21 protein-coding genes are annotated in these 25266 nt (G+C 49.2%); 16 read left to right on the top strand and 5 right to left on the bottom strand.

Annotation, left to right across the window (positions count from 1 at the left end; all coding sequences use genetic code 11):
* Positions 1-14 precede the first annotated feature (14 nt).
* The 3 genes from AB1I50_RS06785 (at position 15) to AB1I50_RS06775 (ending at position 2235) form a co-directional block, all read left to right on the top strand.
* Positions 15-413, top strand: a complete 399-nt coding sequence (locus tag AB1I50_RS06785; RefSeq protein ID WP_407723291.1) for a C-GCAxxG-C-C family protein — start codon at positions 15-17, stop codon at positions 411-413.
* A gap of 131 nt (positions 414-544) precedes the next feature.
* Positions 545-727 carry a hypothetical protein gene (locus AB1I50_RS06780; RefSeq protein ID WP_407723290.1) on the top strand — a complete coding sequence of 61 codons (183 nt, stop codon included), beginning with the start codon at positions 545-547 and terminating at the stop codon, positions 725-727.
* A complete protein-coding gene (locus AB1I50_RS06775) occupies positions 724-2235 on the top strand; it encodes a helix-turn-helix domain-containing protein (RefSeq protein ID WP_407723289.1) in 1512 nt (503 codons plus the stop codon). Before AB1I50_RS06780 ends, AB1I50_RS06775 begins: the two co-directional genes overlap by 4 nt.
* Positions 2236-2415: 180 nt before the next feature.
* On the opposite strand, the gene ilvB is transcribed toward AB1I50_RS06775, so the two are convergent.
* Together ilvB and AB1I50_RS06765 are read right to left on the bottom strand one after the other, a co-directional pair.
* Positions 2416-4083, bottom strand: coding sequence for a biosynthetic-type acetolactate synthase large subunit (gene ilvB, locus AB1I50_RS06770; protein WP_407723288.1), 1668 nt, complete (start codon positions 4081-4083; stop codon positions 2416-2418).
* 66 nt (positions 4084-4149) lie between these two features.
* Positions 4150-4878, bottom strand: a complete 729-nt coding sequence (locus tag AB1I50_RS06765; protein ID WP_407723287.1) for a 16S rRNA (uracil(1498)-N(3))-methyltransferase — start codon at positions 4876-4878, stop codon at positions 4150-4152.
* Between the two features lie 101 nt (positions 4879-4979).
* On the opposite strand from AB1I50_RS06765, the gene AB1I50_RS06760 reads away from it, so the two are divergent.
* The 5 genes from AB1I50_RS06760 (at position 4980) to AB1I50_RS06740 (ending at position 12172) form a co-directional block, all read left to right on the top strand.
* The gene (locus AB1I50_RS06760) at positions 4980-5537 is read left to right on the top strand and encodes a CinA family protein (RefSeq protein ID WP_407723286.1); all 558 of its coding nucleotides are present in this window, start codon (positions 4980-4982) and stop codon (positions 5535-5537) included.
* A 30-nt stretch (positions 5538-5567) separates the two neighbouring features.
* Positions 5568-7199, top strand: a complete 1632-nt coding sequence (locus AB1I50_RS06755) for a TFIIB-type zinc ribbon-containing protein (RefSeq protein WP_407723285.1) — start codon at positions 5568-5570, stop codon at positions 7197-7199.
* A complete protein-coding gene (locus AB1I50_RS06750; RefSeq protein ID WP_407723284.1) occupies positions 7186-7998 on the top strand; it encodes a TPM domain-containing protein in 813 nt (270 codons plus the stop codon). Before AB1I50_RS06755 ends, AB1I50_RS06750 begins: the two co-directional genes overlap by 14 nt.
* A 320-nt stretch (positions 7999-8318) precedes the next feature.
* Positions 8319-9803, top strand: a complete 1485-nt coding sequence (gene malQ / locus AB1I50_RS06745) for a 4-alpha-glucanotransferase (protein WP_407723283.1) — start codon at positions 8319-8321, stop codon at positions 9801-9803.
* A 5-nt stretch (positions 9804-9808) separates the two neighbouring features.
* Complete coding sequence (locus AB1I50_RS06740; protein WP_407723282.1) at positions 9809-12172, top strand: glycogen/starch/alpha-glucan phosphorylase; 2364 nt, start codon at positions 9809-9811, stop codon at positions 12170-12172.
* Positions 12173-12224: 52 nt separating this feature from the next.
* Here the strand turns inward: AB1I50_RS06740 and AB1I50_RS06735 are convergent, their stop codons facing one another.
* Entirely contained in the window at positions 12225-12410 is a 186-nt protein-coding gene (locus tag AB1I50_RS06735; protein WP_407723281.1) for a hypothetical protein, read from the bottom strand.
* Between the two features lie 46 nt (positions 12411-12456).
* On the bottom strand, positions 12457-13185 hold the full coding sequence (locus tag AB1I50_RS06730) for an HAD family hydrolase (protein WP_407723280.1): 729 nt from the start codon (positions 13183-13185) through the stop codon (positions 12457-12459).
* A gap of 96 nt (positions 13186-13281) precedes the next feature.
* Here AB1I50_RS06730 and nth point away from each other — a divergent pair, with 96 nt between their 5' ends.
* Positions 13282-13914 (top strand): endonuclease III, encoded by a 633-nt coding sequence (gene nth, locus AB1I50_RS06725; protein WP_407723279.1) that lies wholly within the window; start codon positions 13282-13284, stop codon positions 13912-13914.
* A 203-nt stretch (positions 13915-14117) separates the two neighbouring features.
* Here the strand turns inward: nth and spoVAE are convergent, their stop codons facing one another.
* The gene (spoVAE, locus tag AB1I50_RS06720; protein WP_407723278.1) at positions 14118-14474 is read right to left on the bottom strand and encodes a stage V sporulation protein AE; all 357 of its coding nucleotides are present in this window, start codon (positions 14472-14474) and stop codon (positions 14118-14120) included.
* 158 nt (positions 14475-14632) lie between these two features.
* On the opposite strand from spoVAE, the gene AB1I50_RS06715 reads away from it, so the two are divergent.
* From AB1I50_RS06715 to nifJ, 7 genes are all read left to right on the top strand, one after another.
* Positions 14633-15583 carry an ABC transporter ATP-binding protein gene (locus AB1I50_RS06715; RefSeq protein ID WP_407723277.1) on the top strand — a complete coding sequence of 317 codons (951 nt, stop codon included), beginning with the start codon at positions 14633-14635 and terminating at the stop codon, positions 15581-15583.
* Positions 15583-16287, top strand: coding sequence for an ABC transporter permease (locus tag AB1I50_RS06710; protein WP_407723276.1), 705 nt, complete (start codon positions 15583-15585; stop codon positions 16285-16287). Before AB1I50_RS06715 ends, AB1I50_RS06710 begins: the two co-directional genes overlap by 1 nt.
* 12 nt (positions 16288-16299) lie before the next feature.
* A complete protein-coding gene (locus AB1I50_RS06705) occupies positions 16300-17793 on the top strand; it encodes a DUF7088 domain-containing protein (protein ID WP_407723275.1) in 1494 nt (497 codons plus the stop codon).
* Positions 17793-19301 carry a DUF4340 domain-containing protein gene (locus AB1I50_RS06700; RefSeq protein ID WP_407723274.1) on the top strand — a complete coding sequence of 503 codons (1509 nt, stop codon included), beginning with the start codon at positions 17793-17795 and terminating at the stop codon, positions 19299-19301. Before AB1I50_RS06705 ends, AB1I50_RS06700 begins: the two co-directional genes overlap by 1 nt.
* A 68-nt stretch (positions 19302-19369) precedes the next feature.
* Complete coding sequence (gene leuC / locus AB1I50_RS06695; protein WP_407723273.1) at positions 19370-20635, top strand: 3-isopropylmalate dehydratase large subunit; 1266 nt, start codon at positions 19370-19372, stop codon at positions 20633-20635.
* A 21-nt stretch (positions 20636-20656) separates the two neighbouring features.
* Entirely contained in the window at positions 20657-21139 is a 483-nt protein-coding gene (gene leuD / locus AB1I50_RS06690; RefSeq protein WP_407723272.1) for a 3-isopropylmalate dehydratase small subunit, read from the top strand.
* 523 nt (positions 21140-21662) lie between these two features.
* Positions 21663-25214 (top strand): pyruvate:ferredoxin (flavodoxin) oxidoreductase, encoded by a 3552-nt coding sequence (gene nifJ / locus AB1I50_RS06685; RefSeq protein WP_407723271.1) that lies wholly within the window; start codon positions 21663-21665, stop codon positions 25212-25214.
* Positions 25215-25266: the final 52 nt, after the last annotated feature.

Genomic DNA, 25266 nt, shown 5'->3' with positions numbered 1-25266 from the left:
ATAATTTTAGAAAAATGAAAAGGACTGATAACGTGACAAAGGGAGATATAGCGAAAAACAATTTTCAGAACGGCTGCAACTGTGCTCAGGCGGTGCTTTTGGCGTTTTGCGAGGACTACGGAATGGACAGAGAAACCGCGATGATGATTGCCGCGTCTTTCGGCGCCGGAATGGGCGGACTCAGGGAGACCTGCGGAACCGTGACAGGCGCGAATATGGTAATAGGGCTCGCCAAGGGCAAAAACAAAGCTGCGGCCAACGGTGCGTTCAGGCAGTTTGCCGAGAGGTTCAGGGAGAAAAACGGCTCGCTCGTATGCCGCGAGTTGCTCGGAATAAGGATAAAAACAAGGCTTACCTGCGCCGATTTGTGCAAGGATGCAGGCGATATGCTCGAGGAAATTTTGGCACAGTGATAAAAAATCCATATGGAAAAACAATTTTATAATGCCGTTTTGTCCGATAAATACTGATGTAAAGCGATACTTTCTTTACTTTTTCGGTAAGGTATTATATACTTGGCTCAACAAACACGGGAGGTGAGTTTATGGGCTGGCTTTTAATTCCGCTCATCATCATTGTAATCATTTTGGGCATAGGGATTGTACGCTCAATGAACACAAGCTACCGCTTTGGCGAGGGTATGTTCAAGAGCAGCGAGTACAATTTGGAAGAAAAGGACGACCTTTCCGATAAGGAGTATTACGACGAAGAGGGGCTGTTTAAATGACGTTCGGCAAAAAGCTGCAGAGCTTAAGAAAAGAAAAAGGCTTGTCGCAGGACGCGCTCGCAAATCAGCTTTATGTAACGCGCCAGAGCGTTAGCCAGTGGGAAAACGACAGAACAATGCCGTCGGTTGACCTGCTTATAAAAATCAGCGAGATATTCGACACAACCGTGGACGCGCTTTTGGGCAAGCCCGAGACCGAGAGTATTCCCCAGCCGATGGCTCAGGCGAAAACGCTGACGGATAAAAAGTCGATAAAAACCGCTATGCGTTATGAGTATTCAACGGCGGTAATCGTGCTTGTCTCAATGGCGTTGCTGTTTTTGGGAATGTACGCGGTAATGATGTTTTTTGAGAACAATATGTTCTCGTTCACGCCCGAGGTCCTCGCAAGATTTTCGGACAGCATATTTAATGTGTGGGAGATTATATTGCCGGCTGTTTTGTGCGCCGCGGCAGGCGGAGTGCTGACAATTATCAGCTTTGTCCACACGCGCAAGGCGGTGGAGTTCGGCAAAAAACACGCCTGTACGCTTAACTTTTTCTACGATCACCTTGTAATCGCTGAGGAGGGCGCGGAACCGCTCAGTCTGTTTTATACCAATATAAAGGAGCTTGTGGAAACCGACGGATATTTTATCTTTAAAATGCAGAACAAGGCGAGGTTCTGCGTTGATAAAAGTGAGCTTGAAAATCCGGAGGAGCTCTCAAAGCTGTTGAAATCCGCAAAGAATTACCTTGACAGAAGGCTGTCAAAAACACCGACCGGAATGGGTAAAGTAAAGCGCTGTGCGGTTAGGGTTTCCAGAGATTTTTTCTTTACCGCATCGTTTTTTACGCCGTTCTATATAACGCTTATATTCGGGCTTGTCACAACGATATTGACCGAAAATCAGTTTGTAAGATTTACCGTGTTTATAATTCCGTTTTTGGTAGTGCTCGCAGCGACCGTATTGGGTGTTGTGTTTACGGTTCGCAAAATCAAGGCGAAGCGAATGATAATCGCCGGAGGAGCAGCCATAGTTATTTTTGTGGTTATGAATTTTGCGATTTATAACGCCTCGGTTATCTATAATTTCCAGCACGACAGGGTAACGCCCGAGCAGTTTGTGACCTATATGGAGGAGCACGGACTGACGGTTGAGGATACAATCAAGGGCAGGGAAGAGCTGTACATCTCCAAATGCTATACAGCTAAGCCGAAGGATAATTCGTTTGAGATTACTTACCTTGAATTTGACGAGTATTCACAAAACTACGGCTTGTTCTCCGCAAGAGAGACCGCCGGAAGATTCTTAAACGAGATCCGTTCTCAGCCAAGGCTGACAACGCGCTACACGTCGCAGGATTTAGCTTTTAATATGTTCTATACCGAGACTACAAATAACCACTACGCCTATGTTTCGCTCAACGAGTACAGCGTAATCTACATCAACGCGTCACCGGAAGCCGAGCCCGAAATTAAGAATGTTTTAAAGGATTTTGAGCTCAGTAAGCCGTATGTGTTTTAATTAACAAAATAAAAACTGTCATTTTGAGAACAAACTCAGAATGACAGTTTTGTTTTATTGGTTGTTTTAGCTGTTGATTTAAAAAGTTAAGTATATCGCGTACTTTTGAACCCGCCGTTAATCAAACCTAAAGAAAAATCAAACCTTTAAAAAGGCGGAATTGGATGCAACGTCACGTTGCTACATTGAGGTTACTATGTCGTCAACGGTTTTTCCGGGCGGAATCATCGGGAGTACGTTTTCATCGGGGCTGATTTGCACATCAATTACAACCGGAGCGTTCAGCGCGATTGCTTTTTCAAGCGTGGGCATAATCTCCTCGTCGCGTGTAATGCGCATACCCTCAACACCAAATGCGTTCGCAAGCTTAACAAAATCCGTAGCTCTGTGCGGATCGGTCTGCGAAAAACGGCTGCCGTAGAACAGCTTTTGCCACTGCCTTACCATGCCGAGCACGCGGTTGTTCATAACAAGAACAATCACCGGCAGGTTGTACGACTTCATCGTGACAAGCTCGTTAAGGTTCATATGGAAGCTGCCGTCGCCCGTGAACAGGAACACGCGCCTTTCGGGGTGAGCAACCTGCGCGCCGATAGCCGCGCCCATACCGAAGCCCATTGTGCCCATACCGCCTGATGTCAGCAGGGTTCTTTCGCGCTCGATTTTAGCGTACTGCGCAACCCACATCTGATGCTGGCCAACGTCGGTAGCGATGATGTCCTCGGGCTTTTTAAGGTCGTTAACCGCGTAAATAACATCGTGCGCCTGGGGGAACTCGTCCTCGTAGGGCTTTACGTCGTCAAATTTATGCTTCCAAACCTCAATCTGGCTGAGCCAGTCGGGATGGCTTTGCTGTTCAAGTCCGATAACAAGCGCAGAAAGGCTCGCCTTTACGTCACCGAGAATATACTCGTCAACCTTGACGTTCTTGTTAATCTCCTTGTCGTCAATTTCAAGCTGAACAATCTTTGCCTGATTGCCGAACTTCTCTCTGTCGCCGGCAACTCTGTCCGAAAAACGCGCCGCGCAGGAAATCATCAAATCGCACTCGGCGGTGATCATACCCGTTTCGTATCCGCCGTGCATACCGATGTTGCCGATACAGAGCGGATCGCTTGCGGGGATTGTGCCGAGTCCCATCAGCGAGCAGCAAACGGGTGCGTCAATCAGCCTTGCAAATTCCTGAAGCTCCTTGCAGGCGTTCGCGCTGATAATTCCGCCGCCGGCGTAAATCATCGGGCGCTTGGCATTTCTGATAAGCTCCTGAACTCTGCGGATACTGCCGGGGTTTTGAATTTCAATCAGCTCCCTGTGAGCCTTGGGCTCGGGAGTGTATTCTGTTACCTGAGCGGTGATGTCCTTGGGGACGTCAATCAGCACCGGACCTTTTCTGCCGCTTTTTGCGAGAGCGAAAGCCCTGCGGATTGATGGAGCTAAATCCTCGATTGTCTCGACAAGCCAGCTGTCCTTTGTGATTGGCTTAACAATGTCTACAATGTCAACCTCCTGAAAGCTGTCTCTGCCCAGCTGGTCGGTGGTAACGTTAGCGGTAATCGCCACGATAGGGATTGAGTCGATGTTCGCGGTCGCGATTCCGGTTACAATGTTTGTCGCGCCGGGGCCTGAGGTGGTAAGCACCACGCCGGTTTTTCCGGTTGAACGCGCGTAACCGTCAGCCGCGTGGGACGCGCCCTGCTCGTGAGCGGTAAGAATGTGTGTGATTTTGTCGCTGTACTTATACAGAGCGTCGTATGTATTAAGAGCCGCACCGCCCGGATAACCGAAAACGGTGTCTACCCCCTGCTCCAAAAGACATTCGCAAATAATTTCTGCACCTGTAAGCTTCATTTTTATTCCCCTTAAAAATAGTCTAACTATCATTTTAGCGCATTAAAGCGATGTTGTCAATAGCTGTCAGCTAAAGTTGCCGGTCTGATACATAATAATAGATAACGCCGCCAGCGGCGCGGTCTCGGCGCGGAGTATTCTTTTGCCGAGCGTCGCGGCTGTCGCGCCGTGGGATAATACAAGCTCCGCCTCAGCTTCCTCAAAGCCGCCCTCGCTGCCGATAAACATACCGATTGTCTTTGGTTTTTCTGTCAGGATATTCTTTACGGACTCTCCGCCGAGCTCGTAGAAAAATATATTTTTGTTGTTTTCAGCGGACTGCTCTGCCGCCTGCTTTAGGCTAATACACCGGCAAACCTCGGGGATAATTCCGCGCCTGCTCTGCTGAGCCGCCTGCAAGGCGATTTTCTGCCAGCGCGCGATTTTCTTTTTCAAGGATTTTTCGTCGGGACGTGACACGCACCGCGCGGTCATAACGGGAACGATACGGCTTACCCCAAGCTCAACGCACTTTTGTACGATAAAATCCATCTTGTCACCCTTCGGCAGCGCCTGATACAGAGTTACAAAAACGTCAGGCTCGTTTTGGCAAGGCATACTCTCTTTAATGTCAACCTCTACAAGGTTTTGGTTAACGCTTTCGATAACACAATTACGCTGAACTCCGCACGGCGTTACAAGCGTGAGCTCCTCACCGCTTTTCATCCGCAAAACTCGGATATGCTTTGCGTTCTCGCCGGTGATAATGTATTTTGAAGTTTCAATTTCTTCTTCCGTAAAAAACCAAGCCGCCATAACAGCACCTCATCAAAAAGTATTATAAAATAGTATAATACAAATTAAAAAGAATTGCAATAAACGGCGGTTAGTGGTAAAATAAAAATGAGGTGATAATTTTGGTAACATTGACAGATGTAGATATAATTCAGCTTTTGCGCAAAAACAACCTTAATCAGGACACGTTCCATATCGATGTCGTTCAAAAGCTGAGAGAAAAAAACATAAAGGTAGCCACAGCGGAAAGCTGTACAGGCGGACTTGTCAGCGAACGCATAACGCGCGTGAGCGGCTCAAGCGAGGTGTTTGAGTGCGGAATTTGCAGTTACTCAAACGGCATTAAGGAAAAAGTCCTCGGCGTAAGCGCGGAGACCTTGGCGGTACTCGGCGCGGTGTCTGCCGAAACCGCGATCCAAATGGCAGAGGGTGTTAAAAAGCTCTCGGGCGCGGATATCGCCGTAAGCCTTACGGGAATTGCCGGACCTACCGGCGGCACTGCCGAAAAGCCCGTAGGACTTGTGTTTATGGGCGTTTGCACAGCGGAAAACGCCTACGCAGTAAAGCTTATGCTCGGCGGCACAAATAATATTGTAAATTCACGCGACTACATCAGAAAGCTCGCGAGCGACGCGGCGCTGTTTCAGGTGTTGTCGGAGTGTTATTCTGTAAAAAAGTAAATCTGTAGAAAATAAATAGGAGGTTAGGCTATGATACCCTGTCCAACCTGCGGAGCAGGCTTAAGGTTTGAAATCGAAAGCCAGCAAATGGCATGCGATTACTGCCATAACCGCTTTGATCCCAAGCAAATCACGGACAACAGCACGCGCGACGACGCAAAAACCCAGCCGTACTTTGACAGCTTTGTTTACAGCTGTCCGTCGTGCGGAGCGGAGCTTGTCACCACCGACAAAAACGACGCGATAGGTTTTTGCCAGTACTGCGGAGGAGCGTCGATGATTTTTGACAAAATCCGCAAGGAGTGGAAGCCCGACACGGTTGTGCCCTTTAAAATTACCAAGGAGCAGTGCCGTGAGCTGTACAAAAAGCAGGTGCGTAAAAATCCGTTTATCGGCGGAAAGTACCGCAATCCCGACGCGGAGGGCTTCAGGGGAATTTATATGCCCTACTGGAACTACCGCGCAAAGGTTAACGGTCCGTTCAGCATAAGGGGCGTTTCCCCAAGAGAGCACTACAAGGGCAATACATATCACATTTATCACTACGATATCCGCAGCAATACCGACTATGCGCTCGACGGCTTTTCGCACGACGCGTCAGCGACCTTTGACGACGATTTGAGCGAGAGCCTCGCGCCGTTCAAGCCAGAAGGTGCGGTTGAATTCGCTCCGGCGTACCTCAGCGGATTTTACGCCGAGACCGGCAACGTCGATCCCCACGAGTACGACAACGAGATTAAAAAGGAGATTATGACTGACGCTGAGACCGTGTACACAAAATCTCCGGCGATTGATATGACGTTGAGGAAAAACAAGCTCACAATGTCATCTGCGAAGAACAAAATCCCTGCCGAAATCAGCTCGGTTTCAAGGACAATGAACCCCGTGTGGTTTATGAGCAACCGCAACGGCGACAGCATAACCTACGCCGCCGTTAACGGACAGACCGGCAAAGTGTCGGCGGATTTGCCGCTCAGTCCGCTCAGAATTTTAATCGCGGCGCTGGGAATTTCGGCAATCGTTTTCGGACTGATATTCGCGGCTATGACGGTTCTGCCGTCGATTAAAGCGAATATGACTTTAGCACTCTGCGCGCTCCTCGCGTTAACCGGAATGTACTTTATGCAGAGGTCGTTTAACTTTACCGTAGACAAAAACCTGACCGTAATCGGTGAGGCAAAGGGCTCGGCAATCCAGAGGTCGCTTCATAAAATCGCAACGATAGTCGCGTTTATTTCTATTATTATGATAGCCTCCGACGGCTCGTACGACGGAGATATGCGGTTCTTCGGAATAGCGGGCTTAGTCGGCTCACTTTTTTTCATATTGCTTGCCAATTTTTCACAATACGCGACCTCGAGCAAGATAAAGAAGATGAAGGTTGATAACGTTTCTCAGCTCAGGCAGAGGGTTACGCAGGAGGCAAAGTGGTTTTTGAACCGCGTAATCTGGCTTAAGGTCGTAATGCTCGTGAGCATAGCTTTGTCGGCGCTTATCGTGTATATTGACCCTGCCTATAATATTATCTCATACGCCGCGTGCGTTGTACTGGCACTCGAGCTTTTCGGACTTGCGCTGTACCACATCGCCTTTCAAACCAAGGTGGCAAAAAGACCGCTGCCGCAGTTTAAAAAGAAAGGAGCGCGCTATGACTCTAACTAAGTTTAAAAAAGCTTTTGCTTTCCTTCTTACCGCGGCGGTACTGCTCGGCGCTTCGGTTCTTTGCGCAAACGCGGCAAGCGCTCAAAAAAGCGTAGCGTCCGCGCAGTACACCAATCCCGACACGGGCTATCAGGTGCTTATTATGGACGACGTAAATCTGCTTACAGCTGAGGAAAAACTTGAGCTTGTCGAAGAAATGGCTCCGATTACCGAGTATGGACATATAATTTTCTGGTCAACAGACGTTTACACAGGCGACGGACTTGACCAGGCGAGAAAAAAGCGCCTTGAATGTTACGGCTACGACAGCGCGAGCATTCTCGCGATAAATATGAGAATCAGAAAGATTAATATACAGTCCTACGGCGATATGTATAAGATGATAACCGACTCAAAGGCGCGCTCGATTACCGATAACGCAAGCAAATACGCTACCGCGAAGGATTACGATAAATTCGCTGAGGAAGCGTATTCGCAGATGTACGCGACCGCAAGGGGAGAGGCAATCTCAGAGCCGATGAAGTACGTAAGCTTTGCCGTAATTTCGCTTATGGTAGGCGTGATTTTGGCGCTCAGCATTGCGTTCTCAAAGCGCTTTAATCCGCTCAGAAAGTCGGTTGAAGCTCCCGAGACCGTCGGTCACGGCACGCTTATGACAACCCCTGCTCAGCTTGTTTTGGTGAGAACCGAAACCGTTGTTGTAGAAACCCACGTCAGCAGCGGCGGAGGCGGCTGCGGCGGCGGAGGTTGCGGAGGCGGCGGAGGCGGCTGCGGCGGAGGCGGCGGCTCATCCTTCTGATATAAACCTGTGCACAATAAAATATAAGCCAAAACCGGCGTTTTCTGATTGTCAGGGAACGCCGGAGTTTTTTGCCGAAAAGGAAACACCTGCGTTTTAATCGTGTCGTTACAGAAATATTGCTTTACGTTCTCGCCTTTCAAAGTCGAGCGAGAGTGCCCGCAGGCACTTTTTGTAAAATATTGACCATAGAAATGAAGAAAAATACTTGAAAAATCAGCAGATTTGTGGTAAGATTAATTTGATACTATGGGTAATTGGTGCTATTTTGCACAATGCTTATGGAAAAACTAAATATCCGTCAGATTGGAGTTGATTTTATGGCAAGGAGCGCAGGAATACTTTTATCTATAACTTCGCTTCCGTCACCCTACGGCATCGGCACCATCGGCAAAGAAGCTCGCCGGTTCGCGGACTTTTTGAAAGCGTCCGGACAGAAGGTTTGGCAGATTCTTCCCGTTGGCCCGACAAGCTACGGCGATTCGCCGTATCAGTCATTTTCAACTTACGCCGGAAACCCCTACTTAATCGACCTTGATACCCTCGCTGACGAGGGCTTGGTTACCAAAAAGCAGATTGAGAGCTTTGATTGGGGCGACAACGACGCTGAAGTTGATTATGAGAAGATTTACAACAGCAGATTTGAGGTTTTGAAAATCGCTTTTGACAATTTCAAAACCCGCGATCAAAGGGCGTTCCGTTCCTTTAAGCGCAAAAACAGCAAGTGGCTTAAAAACTACGCACTTTACATGGCTGTTAAAAAGAGCTTTGATATGGTATCCTGGACCGAGTGGCCCGAGGACATCAAAATGCGCGACGAAAGGGCAATCCGCCGTTACGAGCGCAAGCTCAGAGAAGACATTAACTTCTGGAAATTTGTTCAGTTTAAGTTCTACGAGCAGTGGGACAGCTTCCGCGCTTATGTAAACGGCTTGGGTATCAAGATTTTGGGCGATATGCCGATTTACGTTGCAATGGACAGCGCCGACACCTGGGCAAATCCCGAAATTTTCCAGCTCTATGACGACGGCGATCCCATCGCGGTAGCAGGCTGTCCGCCCGATTATTTCTCAGCGACAGGCCAGCTTTGGGGCAATCCGCTCTACGACTGGGATTATCTTGAGCAGACCGACTACGAGTGGTGGTTCGAGCGCATAAAGGCGGCTTCAAAGCTTTACGACATCACAAGAATCGACCACTTCCGCGCGTTTGCAAGCTACTACTCAATCCCCTACCCCGCAGAGAACGCCATCAACGGCGAGTGGGTTGTAGGACCGAGGATTAAGTTCTTTAAAATGATGGAAGAGGCGTGCGGCGAATTTGAAATCGTCGCAGAGGATTTGGGAACTCTTACACCCGACGTTACCGAGCTCATGGAGCAGACAGGCTACCCGGGCATGAAGGTTCTTGAATTTGCCTTTGACAGCGGCGAGGAAAATGACTACCTGCCGCATAAATACACAAACAACTGTGTTGTTTACACAGGCACCCACGACAACGACACCGTTATGGGCTGGCTCGAAACCGCTAAACCGAGCGACATAGCCTACGCAAGAGAATACTGCAAAATGCCCGACGACGAGCCGTTTAACTGGGGACTTATCCGCACCGCTTACGAGAGCAAGGCCGACATGGCTGTTGTTCCGATGCAGGATATCTTAGGTCTCGGCAAGGAAGCCAGAATGAACACACCGTCAACCCTCGGCGGCAACTGGACATGGAGACTCGATAAGACCGTATTAACAGACGAGCTTGCGGAAAAATTAAAAACACTGTCTGAAAGAACAGGACGAATGGAGGACTAAAAACAATGGGTAACATTATGGAAAAGCTTGAAATTACCGCTCAGGAAGCCTACTGTAAAAAGGTAGAGGAGCTTACTCCTTCCGAGCTTCATCTGGCTCTCGGTAAGGTTGTAATGGGAGAAATCGCTCCCAACTGGGCAAAGAGCAAGGCTAAGCACAACAGCGAGAGAAGAGCTTACTACTTCTCCGCAGAGTTCCTCATGGGCAGAATGATGTACAACAACCTCTACTGCCTCGGTATTCTTGACGAGGTTACAAAGCTTCTCAAGAAAAAGGGAATCGACATCAATGTGTTCGAGGAAATCGACGACGCCGCATTGGGTAACGGCGGACTCGGACGTCTCGCTGCCTGCTATCTTGATTCTGCGGCTACTCAGGAGGTTCCCCTTGACGGCTACGGAATCCGCTATAAGTACGGCCTCTTTAAGCAGCTTATCAAGGACGGCTATCAGGTAGAGATTGCCGACAATTGGCAGCGCTTTAAAGACCCTTGGTGCGTTCGCAGAGAGGACGAGGCTGTAACCGTTTCGTTTAAAGACCAGACAGTTAAGGCTGTTCCCTACGATATGGCTGTAATCGGCTGCAAGACCGACAACATCAACACTCTCCGCCTTTGGCAGGCAGAGGCTGTTAACGAGTTTGACTTTACAGCGTTCAACAACACAGAGTATGACAGAGCTGTTAAGGAGAAGAACGATGCCGAGAATATCTCTAAGGTTCTTTATCCTAACGATAACAAGTATGAGGGCAAGGTATTAAGACTTAAGCAGCAGTATTTCTTCTGCTCGGCTTCTCTTCAGGACATCATGCGCCGCTACAAGGCAAAGCACGGCACAGACTTCAGCCACTTTGCCGAGGAGAACGCTATTCAGCTTAACGATACCCATCCCGTATCATGCGTACCCGAGCTCGTAAGACTTCTTCAGCTCGAGGGTATGGGCTTTGATGAGGCGTTTGAGATTGCCCGCAAGACCTGCTCATACACAAACCACACCGTACTTTCAGAGGCTCTCGAGAAGTGGAGCGCAGACTTGATGACTCAGGTTATCCCCGAGATTTATGACATCATCTGCCTTATCGCCAACAAGTGCCAGGAAGAGCTTATCGCAAAGGGAATTAACAACGAGATGCGCGCAAAGATGCGCATTATCGACGGTAACGCAGTTCATATGGCAAGACTTGCAACATATGCAGGCACATATGTAAACGGCGTTGCTCAGCTTCACACCGAGATTCTTAAGGCTGACCTGCTCAAGGAGTGGTATCAGGTATATCCCGAGAGATTCCTCAACAAGACAAACGGTATTACACAGCGTCGTTGGCTCGGCCTTTGCAACCCCGAGCTTTCAGAGCTTATTACCGACAAGGTAGGCTCCGACGATTGGCTTATCGACCTTTCAAAGCTTTCTGTTCTTAACGATTGCCTCGACGCGAGAACAATCAACAAGTTCAATAAGATTAAGGCTAAGAAGAAGGTTCAGCTCGCAGAGTACATCAAGAAGATGGACGGCTTCGACGTTAACCCCGACACTATCTTTGACGTTCAGGTTAAGAGACTCCACGAGTACAAGAGACAGCTTATCAACGCTTTCTCAATTATGGCTATTTACTTCCGCATTAAGGAAGGCAAGCTTCCCAACTGGACTCCCACAACCTTTATCTTCGGCGCAAAGGCTGCTCCCGGTTACGCAAGAGCTAAGGCTATCATCAAATACATCACCGAGATTGCAAATCTCGTTAACAACGATCCCGATACAAAGGATAAGCTCCAGGTTTACTTCATCTCGAACTACAACGTATCTTACGCTGAGAAGATTGTTGTTGCAGCTGATATCTCTGAGCAGACATCAACAGCAGGTTTAGAAGCTTCCGGTACAGGTAACATGAAGTTTATGCTCAACGGTGCGGTTACCCTCGGTACATGGGACGGCGCTAACATCGAGATTGCAGAGTGCGCAGGCGTAGAGAACGAGTACATCTTCGGCGCAAGAGTTGAGGATATCGACAGACTTAAGAAGGAAGGCTACAACCCCGCAGGTCTGCTCGAGCAGAATCCCGAGCTTAAGAGAGTTATCAACACCCTTATCGACGGCACATTTGACGACGACGGCGCTCAGGGTGAGGGCAGCTTCCGTGAGCTTCACCACGCTCTTACAAAGGGTACTCACTGGCACGATCCCGACCACTACTTCCTTATTCAGGATCTTCCCGATTACATCGAGACCAAGATTCGCGCGAATGCAGATTATGCTGACCGCAAGGAATTCGGCAAGAAGTGCCTCCTCAACGTTGCAAACGCAGGAAAGTTCTCCTCAGACAGAGCTATCCTCGAGTACGCAAACGAAATCTGGCACGTTAGCCATAAGTAATTTTACGCAAAGCTTCGGCGCTCCCGTTTTGGGAGCGCCTTTTGCTTTTAAATTATTCCACGTTGTTTTGCGGGAACCCCTGCGGCATAATTTCCTCGTAGTTTTCTTCGCTGTAAAAGTCCGGATTTGCCGGAATCAACCCTGTAAAATCCATGGCGGAAACCGCGTTTAGTTCTTCTACAATATCCGAAGAATCGGTTGCTCTATGGCGTTTTGAATTTTTAGTCTGCTTTTTCATTTTCAAAAAAATCACCCCGGAAATATTATTCCCGGGGTGAAGCTTATTATTTAACCGTCAATTTTTTAATCTTAAAAACATCGCCGTCCATAACGGTGTAGGTGCTCCGCAGCTTGCCCTCGATCACAGGCGAAATGCTCTGGTGAATGTACAGGCTGTCAATGCCGAAGTCCGCCGCGCCGCCGATGTCCGACTGCCAGTCGTTGCCAATCATAATCGACTCGTGTTTTTTAAGTCCGTAGCGGTCAAACAGAATTTGATAGTAATTTCTGTCGGGCTTTGAACATTCCTCGTCCGAGCTTATGCAAATTCCGTCAAAATACTCTGTCAGCCCGAGCATATTAAGCTCGTTTTCGGTGAAACAACGCTGGGCGTTTGATAGCAGATAAATCTTTTTGCCGTTAGCTTTCAGCGTGTCGAGCAAATCAATAACGCCGTCGTACAGCTTGATATATTTTGTCGAGAAACAGCGGAAAGCCGAAGCGATAAATTGAATATCGTTCTTACTCGGCTTTACTCCTTTTTGAGTGTAAAGCGCGCGGAAAACCTTGTCGAGCTTAATGTCGATAACCTTGTATTCGGGATGACGGCGGTGCACCGCCTTTTTCTCCTTGTCAATCAGCCTGCCATACTCCCTTTGGAGCTCGCGGTAGGTGTAGTGCGCTCCCTTGTAGCCGTAAAGGATAGTAGTTTTTTTCCAAAGCTGAGCGCTCCACTCGTCGGTGTTTATATCAATTAAAGTTCCGTATAAATCGAAAATGTAATTCTTGTACATACAATCTCCCACTTCCTTTTACTTATTCTAACAATTTTTTTAAGTAATTGCAATAGCCTTCGGAATATGTTAAACTATTTGCAAAGGGGCGATATTATGACGAAAAAAGAGATTGCGCTGAACGCGGTTGAGGCTCTCAAGGCGGAGTACCCCTACGCGATATGCTCGCTTACATATAAAAAACCGCACGAATTGTTAATTGCAACGCGTCTGTCGGCTCAGTGTACCGACGCGAGGGTCAATATGGTAACTCCGGCGCTGTTTGAGCGTTACCAAACCATCGATGAACTCGCTGAAGCCGAGGTTTCGGACGTTGCGGAATACATCAAAAGCTGCGGACTTTACAAGACAAAGTCAAAGGATATTGTGAATATGTGCATAATGCTCCGTGATAATTTCGGCGGAGAAGTGCCCGATAATATCGACGACCTCACAAAGCTCCCGGGCGTGGGCAGAAAAACCGCGAACCTAATCTGCGGCGACGTCTACGGCAAGCCTGCCGTGGTGGTTGACACCCACTGTATCCGCATTACGACAAGGCTCGGGCTTCACAAGCTGACCGACCAGAAAAAGATAGAGATGGAATTAAAAAAGCTTCTTCCCCCGGAGGAGAGCAACGATTTTTGCCACCGCCTTGTGCTCCACGGGAGAGCCGTCTGCCAAGCGCGAACGCCTAAGTGCGAAGGCTGTTGTATGAACGGCTTTTGCAGAAAAACAGGAGTAAAATAAAAGCGAAAAATTACGCCGTAACAGGATTTTGTTACGGCGTGTTTTTATACTAATTCCTGATAGAAAGAAGACTTATATTTGCGAGGATATTTTTCGCAAGACAAGGCGAAGGACGCGGCAAGGCTGACGCCTTGCAAGGACGACAACGCAGTATTGCGGAAAATAGACCGCAAAGATTGTCTGCTTTTTATTGGGTATTAGTATTAGTTTTTATCCTTAGATTTTCCCACAAACGCCGCAATCAGGCTGAAAAATATCGCCGCGCCGATACCTGCCGCGGAGCTTTTCAAAGCACCTGTCAAAATTCCGAGAGCGCCGTCATCTTTAATCGCGTCCCTCATTCCGCCTGCCATCAGGTTGCCGAAGCCGCTTATCGGCACAGCCGCGCCTTCTCCGGCAAAGTCGATTAGCGGCTGGTACAGCCCAAGCGCTCCGAGAACAACTCCGGCGACCACAAACGCGGTCAGAATCCTCGCAGGAGTAAGGTTTGTTTTGTCAATCAAAATCTGACCTATTACGCAAATCAGACCGCCGATTAAAAACGCCCAAACAAATTGCATTTAATCACCCCGTTTTTTTATTTTAATCTGCCCGACAAGGGAATAATTATCCGCTTTTGTGATAAAAAAATGAAAAATTACAAAATTCACTATCCAAAAATATAATTTTGTGATAATATTAATATGGTTTAAAATTGGATTTTTAAGGAGTGAAGCACATGATTGAGGTCAAAAACCTTACAAAGCGGTACGGCGACCTAAAGGCGGTCGACGATATCAGCTTCAGCGTTGATTCCGGAGAGGTCTTGGGCTTTCTCGGCCCGAACGGCGCCGGAAAATCGACAACCATGAATATAATCACCGGCTATATTTCCTCAACCTCGGGAACCGTCACGGTCGACGGAAGCGAGATTTTGGAGGAGCCGAAAAAGACAAAGGCAAAAATCGGCTACCTGCCCGAAATTCCGCCGCTCTACCCCGATATGACGGTGAGAAAATACCTTGAGTTTATGTTTGACTTAAAAAAGGTAAAGCTCCCCAAAAAGGAGCACGTCGACGAGGTTATGCGCCTTGTAGGTCTGTCGGACATGGGCGGAAGAATTATCAAAAATCTGTCAAAGGGCTACCGCCAGCGCGTAGGCTTTGCGCAGGCGCTTATCGGCAATCCGCCGGTGCTTATTCTGGACGAGCCCACCGTAGGTCTCGATCCCAAGCAGATTATTGAGTTCAGAAAGTTAATCAGAAGTCTCGGCAAAAAGCACACAGTTATTTTTTCATCCCACGTGCTTTCCGAGGTTTCGGCTACCTGCGACAGGGTAATTGTAATTTCTAACGGCAAAATTGTCGCTGACGGCAAGACCGACGAGCTTTCGCAGTCGCTCTCAGGCAAGAAAAAGCTTATGATTACCGTTGCGAGCGAATCGTCGGCAGTTGTGGACGAGCTTAAGAAAATCCCCGGCGTTACCAAGATTGAAAAGGTACGGAGCTTTGCCGGCGGACTTGTAAAGTACAGCGTGTCCTACTCCAAGGACGAGGACATCCGCAAGGATGTTTTCAGCGCGATGGTACGCCTCGACGCTCCGATTATGGAGATGCAGTCGGGCGACGAAACGCTCGAGGATATGTTCCTTAAGCTTACACAGGATTCTGACAGAGGAGGTAACGCGTAATGGGTGCAATATTAAAGCGCGAGCTCGGCGCGTATTTCAGCTCGGCAACCGCGTATGTTGTAATGGCGGTTTACTTCTTCTTCTCAGGCTTGTTCTTCAACTTTTACTGCATTTCGGCAAACTCGTCAAGTCTGTCGTATGTATACGGAAATATGTTCTACATAATTCTGTTCTTAATCCCGATTATCACAATGAAAACCTTTGCGGAGGAGAAAAAGCAAAAGTCCGACCAGGCTCTGCTGACCGCTCCTACAAGCCTGACAGAGATTGTGCTCGGCAAGTTTTTAGGCGCGTTTTGCCTTTACGCAATCTGCTGCTGCATTTTCCTTGTGTACGCGGTTGTAATCTCATTCTTCGCGTCACCCGAATGGTCGGTAATTCTCTGCACCTTTATCGGAATTCTGCTTTTGGGCGGCTCGCTGATTGCGATAAACGTGTTTATCTCAGTTATGACCGAGAGTATGGTAGTTGCCGCGGTAATCGGCATGGGCGTAGGCCTTGTTATCAGTATGACAAACTACCTTATCAGCCTTATTCAGGTTGACTGGATTAAAAGTATTCTTAACAAAATCAACTTCCTGAGCTACTACGAAAACTTTACCTACGGCATACTCAGCATAGTTGACGTTGTGTTCTTTTTGAGCGTTACCGCGCTGTTCTTGTTCTTTACGGTGCGCGTGCTTGAAAAAAGACGCTGGAGCTAAGGAGGTCGCGAAATGGATAAAAATACTAAATCAACCGAAAAACGCGGCCTTAAGGCATTCCTTAAATCGCGCAAGGCGCGCTACGGCGCGGTTGCGACGGGCATTGTGCTCGGTACGGTCGCGATTGTAATTGTAATTAACATCATCGTAGGCTTGCTCGTCGAGCGCTTCCCTGAGCTAAAGCTCGACTTAACCGCAAACAACGCCTACGCGCTTAACGAGGATACCGTCGACTATATGTCGCACCTCGACAAGGATGTTACCGTTTACATCCTCTCAACCGAGGATTTGTTCGTTCAAAAGGGCGAGTACTTTGTTCAGGCGAAAAACCTGCTCGAAAAAATCGAGAGCAGTTCAAACGGCAAGTTGAAGGTGGAGTATGTCGACACCGCCTCTAACCCGTCGTTCACTCAAAAATATACAAATGTTGACTGGACGTCAAGCAAGAATATCGCGCTCGTTGTGTGCGGCGAACAGTACAAGGCGCTTACGCTTGAAGACTGTTTTGAGTATGACGAGCAATCATACTCAACCTACGGCTACTACAACTTTACCGGAACAAAGGTAGAGCAGGCGGTTATTACCGCGGTGCTCAACGTAACGACCGAAAACAAAACTGTCGTTGACATTCTAAAGGGCAACCAGGAGGCGGACTACTCCGCAATCACAACCCTGCTCAACAACAACGCTTATCAGGTTAACGAGATTACTCTTTTGACTGCGGACATCGACAAGGACGCGCAGTTTGTTGTACTTTACGCTCCGTCGGTCGACCTCGACGACACGGCGATTAAAAAGCTATCCGACTGGCTTGAAAACGGCGGAAAGTACGGCAAAAACCTGCTCTACGTTCCGAGCTCGCAGAACACAAACACCCCGAACCTCAACGCTTTCTTAGAGGAGTGGAAGCTCCAGCTCAGCGACGGCTATGTGTTTGAAACCAGCCAGGATCATCTGCTCAACGGCGTGTCGGAGTTCGCGTTTATCACCGACTACACCGAATATTACAAGGATAAGCTCAAAAACCCCGACGTTCCGGTTGTTACCCTGCAGTCGCGCGGAATTACCGTGACAGACGAAGCCACGGCTCATTCGCTGCTCAATACCACCGACAAGGCAGGCATTATGCCGTACAATCCGCCCGAGGACTGGAAGTATAACGACGCTGTCACAGGCAAGACGATTTCGGTAGCCGCGGAGAGCGTTAAGAGCGGCAACGACGCCGAGTCAAGGGTAATAGTTTTCGGCTCGGATAAAATATTCAGCCAGCAGTTCCTTTCAATCAACAGCTTCAACAACTCCGCGTTCCTCGTAAATATCTTCAACACCGTCGGCAAGAAGAGCGACGACAGCGTAACAATCGAGAGCAAGTCGCTTAACAACACCGAGCTCGGCGTTACCGACGCCGGAACAGCGGCGGTTATGTTCGTGGTGTTCGTTATTGTAATTCCCGTTGTAATCCTCGTAATCGGTCTTGTAACCTGGCTGCGCAGGAGGAATAAATAATGAAAAACAAAAAGGTTCTTTTCGCTGTAATTGCCGCGGCGGTTGTGCTTGTCGGAATAATGCTTCTGCTGATTTTTCTGCCAAAGGGCGAAAAAAAGGACGAGGAAGCCGCAAGCGTTGACGAGGCTCAAATTTCGGTATCGACCGACTCAAAGGGTTATCACCAGGCAGCCGTTCAAAGAAACAGCAGCGGCGAGGTCGAGCAAAACGGCAGTGGAAAGCTCATTGAATACTACCCTGCCCAGATAAGCCAAATCCACCTCGAAAATAAAAAGGGCACGGTTGACGTTTTGTCAAATACCCCCGAAGGTCAGGCGACGGTCTACACCGTTAAGGGTTACGAAAAGTTTAATCTTCAGGGCGGAATTCCCGACCAAATCGCCTCTGCAGCGGCTGCGGTATCGTTCTCGCAGGTTGCAGGCAAGGACGACGGCAAAAACTCAGCCGACTACGGCTTTGATGCTCCCAGAGCGGTTGCGACCGTAACCTATATCGACAATACCAAGGCGGTAATCACCGTCGGCAACAACGCTCCGCAGGAGGCAGGAACTTACGTGAAATTCGGTGACGGCGAGGACATTTACCTTGCGGACGAGGAAACAATGGCGGCGTTTGATTTCGGACTGACCGACCTTATCAGCCTTACCATCAACGACGCGGCTTCCGACACCGAAACCAGCCAGCCCAAGTCGGTTGAAATTAACGGAGCAAACTTCTCCGAGACAATCGAGCTTGTTCCGAACAATTCCGAAAAGGTCAGCGCTTCATATAAGATGACCGCTCCAATCGAGTGCTATGCAAACGAAAAGGAATCGAGCCTTATCACCGGTGGAATCCGCGGACTTTTCGCAGACAGCGTTGTGTATGTTAACCCCTCGGAATCCCAGCTTTCATCCGCGGGACTTTCCGAGCCCTACGCGCACGTAAAGGCGGCGTATTCCGACGCGACGGTTGAGCTGCTCGCTTCAAAGCCCAACGGTGAAGGAACGGTTAATCTTATGGTCAGTGGCGGAAACGTTGTGTACACAATCAAGGCGGAAAAGGTCGCTTGGGTTAATACCTCGTACGAAAAGCTTATCAGCGAGTATGCGCTCAACCCGAAAATGACCGCGCTTTCGAATATGACAGTAACCTACGGCGGCAAGGAATACAGCTTTGATTTGAGCTCAAAAACCGTCCTTACAACCGACGACCAGGGCTCTGAAACCGAGTCCACAACCACCGTCGTTTACTACAACGGAAACGAAATTCAGACCGAGAAATTCTCACCCCTCTATGACGACGCAGGACTAATCGAGCTTGCCGACGCAAAGACCGAGACTCCCTCGGGAAGCCCCGAAATGAAAATCACCTACACCTATTCCGACGACAACTCCACCGATACTTTGGAGTTCTATCCCTCGGCGGACAGCAGGTATCTCGCGGTGCTCAACGGCAGGGCAGAGGGACACTCGCGCAAGTCTGACATTACCAGGGTTGTAGGCGCGTTAAACGACATTCTCAATTAGACTTGAATATATAAAAATTATATAGTATACTGAAAGACGTACAATTTATAAAACAGGAGTGATAGACTATGGGTATGACTATGTCTCAGAAAATCCTCGCGGCTCACGCAGGACTTGACGAGGTAAAGGCAGGTCAGCTTATCAACGCCAAGCTGGATATGGTGCTCGGTAACGACGTAACCTCTCCGGTGGCAATCAATGTGTTTGAGGAAAACGGCGCAACAGCGGTTTTTGACAACACAAAAATCGCGATGATTATGGACCACTTTACGCCGAACAAGGATATAAAGGCGGCTACGCTTGTTAAGCAGACAAGGAACTTTGCGAACAAGTACGATATTAAAAACTTTATGGATGTGGGAATGATGGGCATTGAGCACGCGCTCCTTCCCGAAAAAGGCCTTGTAGGTCCCGGATGCCTGTGCATCGGCGCGGATTCCCATACCTGCACCTACGGCGCATTGGGCGCGTTCTCAACCGGCGTTGGCTCAACCGATATGGCTGCAGGAATGATCAGCGGCAAGGCGTGGTTCAAGGTTCCCTCGGCAATCAAGTTTAACCTCGTAGGCAAGCCTCAGGGCTGCGTAAGCGGCAAGGATGTTATCCTGCACATCATCGGAATGATCGGCGTTGACGGCGCGCTTTACAAGTCGATGGAATTTTGCGGCGAGGGCGTTAAGCACCTCAACATCGACGACCGTCTCTGCATCGCGAATATGGCGATTGAAGCCGGCGCTAAAAACGGAATTTTCCCGGTTGACGAAATCACACGCGAGTACTGCGACGGCAGATACCAGGGCACTCCCGTTGAGTATACAGCCGACGAGGACGCGGAGTACGACGAGGAATACACCATTGATTTGAGCGAAATCAGACCGACGGTAGCCTTCCCCCACCTTCCCGAAAACACTAAGACCGTTGACGAAATCGGTGAGACCGAGGTTAAAATCGACCAGTGCGTAATCGGCTCCTGCACAAACGGCAGAATTTCCGACCTCAGAGCTGCCGCGGAAATCTTCAAGGGCAAAAAGGTAGCCAAGGGCGTTCGCTGCATAATTATCCCCGGAACTCAGAAAATCTGGCTCCAGGCTATGCACGAGGGCTTGTTCGATATATTTGTAGAGGCAGGCGCGGTTGTTTCAACCCCCACCTGCGGTCCGTGCCTCGGCGGTCATATGGGAATTCTCGCGGCAGGCGAAAAGGCAATCTCTACCACAAACCGCAACTTTGTAGGCAGAATGGGACACGTTGACAGCGAGGTTTACCTCGCAAGCCCTGCAACCGCGGCGGCAAGCGCCGTAAAGGGCTACATCACCGATCCCGAAAAGGTTTAAGGTTAAGGAGGGCTATTAATTATGAACGCAAAAGGCACAGTACATAAATTCGGCGACAACGTAGACACCGACGTTATCATCCCGGCAAGATACCTCAACACCGCTTCGCACAAGGAGCTGGCTTCACACTGCATGGAGGATATCGACGCCCAGTTTGTCAATAAAGTAAAAGAGGGCGACATCATGGTAGCCGAAAAGAACTTCGGCTGCGGTTCGTCCCGTGAGCACGCTCCCATCGCTATCAAGGCGAGCGGAATATCCTGCGTAATCGCGTCTACCTTCGCGCGTATCTTCTACCGCAACTCAATCAACATCGGACTTCCGATTCTCGAGTGCGACGAGGCGGCGCGTGAGATTAAGGAAGGCGACACCGTTTCGGTGGACTTCAACACCGGCGTTATCACCGACGAAACCACAGGCAAGACCTACCAGGCTGAGCCCTTCCCCGAGTTCATCCAGAACATCATTCAAAAGGGCGGACTCATCAACTCTATTATCGGATAAAATTTTATAAATTACATCGGGCTGCTGACGGAAACGTTGCAGCCCTTTTTTAGAGTTTAGAGTTGAGAGTTTAGAGTTTAATTGTAGGGGCGACCCTTGCGGTCGCCCGATTTAAAGTAGGGTACGGTCTTGACCGTACCGCGAGTGATACGCCAAACTCAAAATATTCAACCTGCGGGTCGGTCAGCTGTGCATGGGTGAAATGAACCAAATTAAAATTTGAATTCCACCTCAAAGACCGACCCCTACATTAGCAAGGAATTTATTTATTAAACATCAGCGAAAAAACATAAAAACTTGCTTTTTATGCTATTCGCTTGTCATTGTTAATCATATTTAGGCATAGGAGCGAAAATTTATTCCCTAAAAACAGAAAATAGTTACAGAAATGTTTAAAAACGCGCTTAAAGCCCTTTACAAATTCGGTAAAAAGTGATAATATTTAAGATAACAAAGTGTGTATATCCATACACATTGCGGTGTGTTTCCTATGCCGCGTGATTTTAAAGGAGGATGTATTCCAATGGCAAGAAAAATGAAAACCATGGATGGTAACAGCGCTGTCGCTCACGTTTCCTACGCGTTTACAGATGTTGCTGCTATCTATCCGATCACCCCTTCTTCCGTAATGGCTGACCTCACCGACAAGTTCTCGGCAGCAGGCCAAAAAAACCTTTTCGGAAGAGAAGTTCAGGTAACTGAAATGCAGTCAGAGGGCGGCGCGGCAGGCGCTGTTCACGGCTCACTTGCAGCAGGCGCGCTCACAACTACTTACACAGCGTCACAGGGCCTGCTCCTTATGATTCCTAACATGTACAAAATGGCAGGCGAGCTGCTCCCGAGCGTAATTCACGTTTCGGCTCGTGCACTCACCAGCCACGCGCTTTCTATTTTCGGCGATCACTCAGACATTTATGCCTGCCGTCAGACAGGTTACGCAATGCTCTGCTCAAACAACCCTCAGGAGTGTATGGACCTCGGTGCTGTTGCTCACCTTACAGCTATCAAGGGCAGAGTTCCCTTCCTTCACTTCTTTGACGGCTTCCGTACCTCTCACGAGGTTCAGAAGATCGAGGAGTGGGATTACGCAGACCTCGCAGATATGCTCGATTGGGACGCTGTTGAGGAGTTCCGCCGCCGTTCACTTAACCCTGAGCACCCCGTAACAAGAGGTACAGCTCAGAACGACGATATCTTCTTCCAGGCAAGAGAAGCTTGTAACTGCTACTACGACGCTGTTCCCGAGGTTGTTGTAGAGTATATGAACAAGGTTAACGAGAAGATCGGCACAGACTACAAGCCCTTCAACTACTACGGCGCAGCTGACGCTGAACACGTAATCGTTGCTATGGGTTCTGTATGCGACTGCGCAGAGGAAGTTGTAGATTACCTCAACGCCGCAGGCGAGAAGGTAGGTCTCTTAAAGGTTAGACTTTACCGTCCGTTCGTTGGCTCATACATGACTTCAGAGCTTCCCAAGACCGTTAAGACTGTTTCTGTTCTCGACAGAACAAAAGAGCCCGGTTCAATCGGTGAGCCTTTGTTCCTCGACGTTCTCGCTGCTCTTAACGATTCAGAGTTTGCAGGCGTAAAGGTATTCGCAGGCAGATACGGCCTCGGTTCTAAGGATACAACACCTGGCGACATCATCGCTGTTTACAGAAACGCTGAGAGCGACGCTCCCAAGAAGCGCTTCACAATCGGCATTGTTGACGACCTCACAAACCTCTCGCTCCCCGTAGTTGAGAATCCCGACACCACTCCCGCAGGCACACACAGCTGTAAGTTCTGGGGACTCGGTGCTGACGGTACTGTAGGCGCTAACAAGAACTCAATCAAAATCATCGGTGACCACACCGATATGTACGCTCAGGGCTACTTCGCTTACGACTCAAAGAAGTCAGGCGGTCTTACAGTTTCCCACCTGCGTTTCGGTAACACACCGATTAAGTCAACCTACTACATCTCAAAGGCTGACTTCGTTGCATGCCACAACCCCTCATACGTTGACAAGTACGAAATCGTTGAGGACCTCAAAGAGGGCGGTTCGTTCCTGCTCAACTGCGCTTGGGACGTTGACGAGCTTACAAAGCGTCTCCCCGGCCAGATGAAGAGAATCCTCGCTGAGAGAAAGATTAACTTCTACACAATCGACGCTATCAAGATCGGTAAGGAAATCGGTCTCGGCGGCCGTGTTAACACAGTATTGCAGTCAGCATTCTTCAAGATTGCCGACATTATCCCTGCTGAGGAAGCTAAGCAGTATATGAAGGACGCCGCTAAGAAGTCCTATATGAAGAAGGGCCAGGCTATCGTAGATATGAACTACGCAGCTATCGACCGCGGTATGGAGGACGTTAAGAAGGTAGAGATTCCTGCTGACTGGGCTAACGCTGCTGACGAAAACCTCCTCGACACAGTAGACGGCACAGGCGCTCTCGTAGAGTACGTAAACGGCATTCTTAAGCCCGTTAACGCTTACAAGGGTAACAAGCTTCCCGTTTCCGCATTTAAGGATCACATTGACGGTACATGCCCGAACGGTTCTTCCGCATTCGAGAAGAGAGGTATCGCGGTAGACGTTCCCGAGTGGCAGCCTCAGAACTGTATTCAGTGTAACCGCTGCGCTATCGTATGTCCGCACGCTGTAATCCGTCCCGTTCCCATGACAGACGCAGAAGTTGCTGCTGCTCCCGAGGGAACAGACGCTATCCCGATGATCGGTCTTAAGGAACTCAAGTTCGCTATGACCGTTTCTACCCTCGACTGCACAGGCTGCGGCGCTTGCGCTCAGGTATGCCCGGGCAAGAAGGGCGAGAAGGCTCTCGTTATGAAGCCCATCGATTCTCAGAGACCTAAGCAGGCTATCTTCGATTACGCTCTCACAATTGATGAGAAGCCCGAAGTTGCAGATAAGTTTAAGTTCACAACCGTTAAGGGCAGCCAGTTCAAGCAGCCCCTCCTCGAGTTCTCAGGCGCATGCGCAGGCTGCGGCGAGACTCCTTACGCTAAGCTTGTAACCCAGCTCTTCGGTGACAGAATGTTCATCGCTAACGCAACAGGTTGTTCTTCAATCTGGGGTGCGTCAGCTCCTGCCACACCTTACACCACCAACAAGAAGGGCTACGGTCCTGCTTGGCAGAACTCACTGTTCGAGGACAACGCTGAGTTCGGTCTCGGTATGGCACTCGGTCAGAACGCAATCCGCGAAAGACTCGCAGGTTACGTAACAGAGATTAAGGATACAACAGACAACGAGGCTCTTAAGGCTGCGGCTCAGGAGTATCTCGATACAATCACAGATTCCACAGCTTCCCGCGCTGCTACCGACGCTCTTATCGCTGAGCTCGAGAAGAACGTTGACGACGCTAAGGTTGGCGAGCTTGCTAAGAAGACACTCGTTGACAAGGACGAGCTTGCTAAGAAGTCAATGTGGATCTTCGGCGGCGACGGCTGGGCTTATGATATCGGCTTCGGCGGTCTCGACCACGTAATCGCTTCCGGCGAGAACGTAAACATCCTCGTATTCGATACAGAGGTTTACTCAAACACAGGCGGTCAGTCCTCTAAGGCTACACCTATCGGCTCAGTTGCTCAGTTCGCAGCTGCAGGTAAGGCTGTTAAGAAGAAGGACCTCGCCGCTATCGCAATGAGCTACGGTTATGTATACACAGCTCAGGTTGCTATGGGCGCTGACAACAACCAGGTTCTCAAGGCTATGGTTGAGGCTGAAAGCTACAACGGTCCGTCAATCGTAATCTGCTACGCTCCCTGCATCAACCACGGTATCAAGGGCGGCATGGGCATCGCACAGCTCGAGGAAAAGAAGGCTGTTGAGGCAGGCTACTGGAACCTTTTCCGTTACGATCCCAGACTCGCTGACGAGGGCAAGAATCCCTTCCAGCTCGACAGCAAGGCTCCTACAGCTTCTTACCGCGACTTCATCATGGGCGAGGTTCGTTACAACGCACTTACACGTTCCTTCCCCGAAAGAGCAGAGAAGCTCTTTGCCGAGGCTGAGGCAGGCGCTGAGAAGAAGTACGCTCACCTCAAGCAGCTCTCAGAGCTTGACTAATCGCAAGATAAGTTAATAAACTGAATTTAAAAGCTCCTCCAACGCGAAAGCT

Origin of the sequence: Ruminococcus sp. NATIVEDY161 (genome assembly GCF_045819895.1) — a bacterium.
GTDB lineage: Bacteria > Bacillota > Clostridia > Oscillospirales > Acutalibacteraceae > Ruminococcoides.
This window is presented reverse-complemented; position numbering and strand designations above follow the sequence as displayed.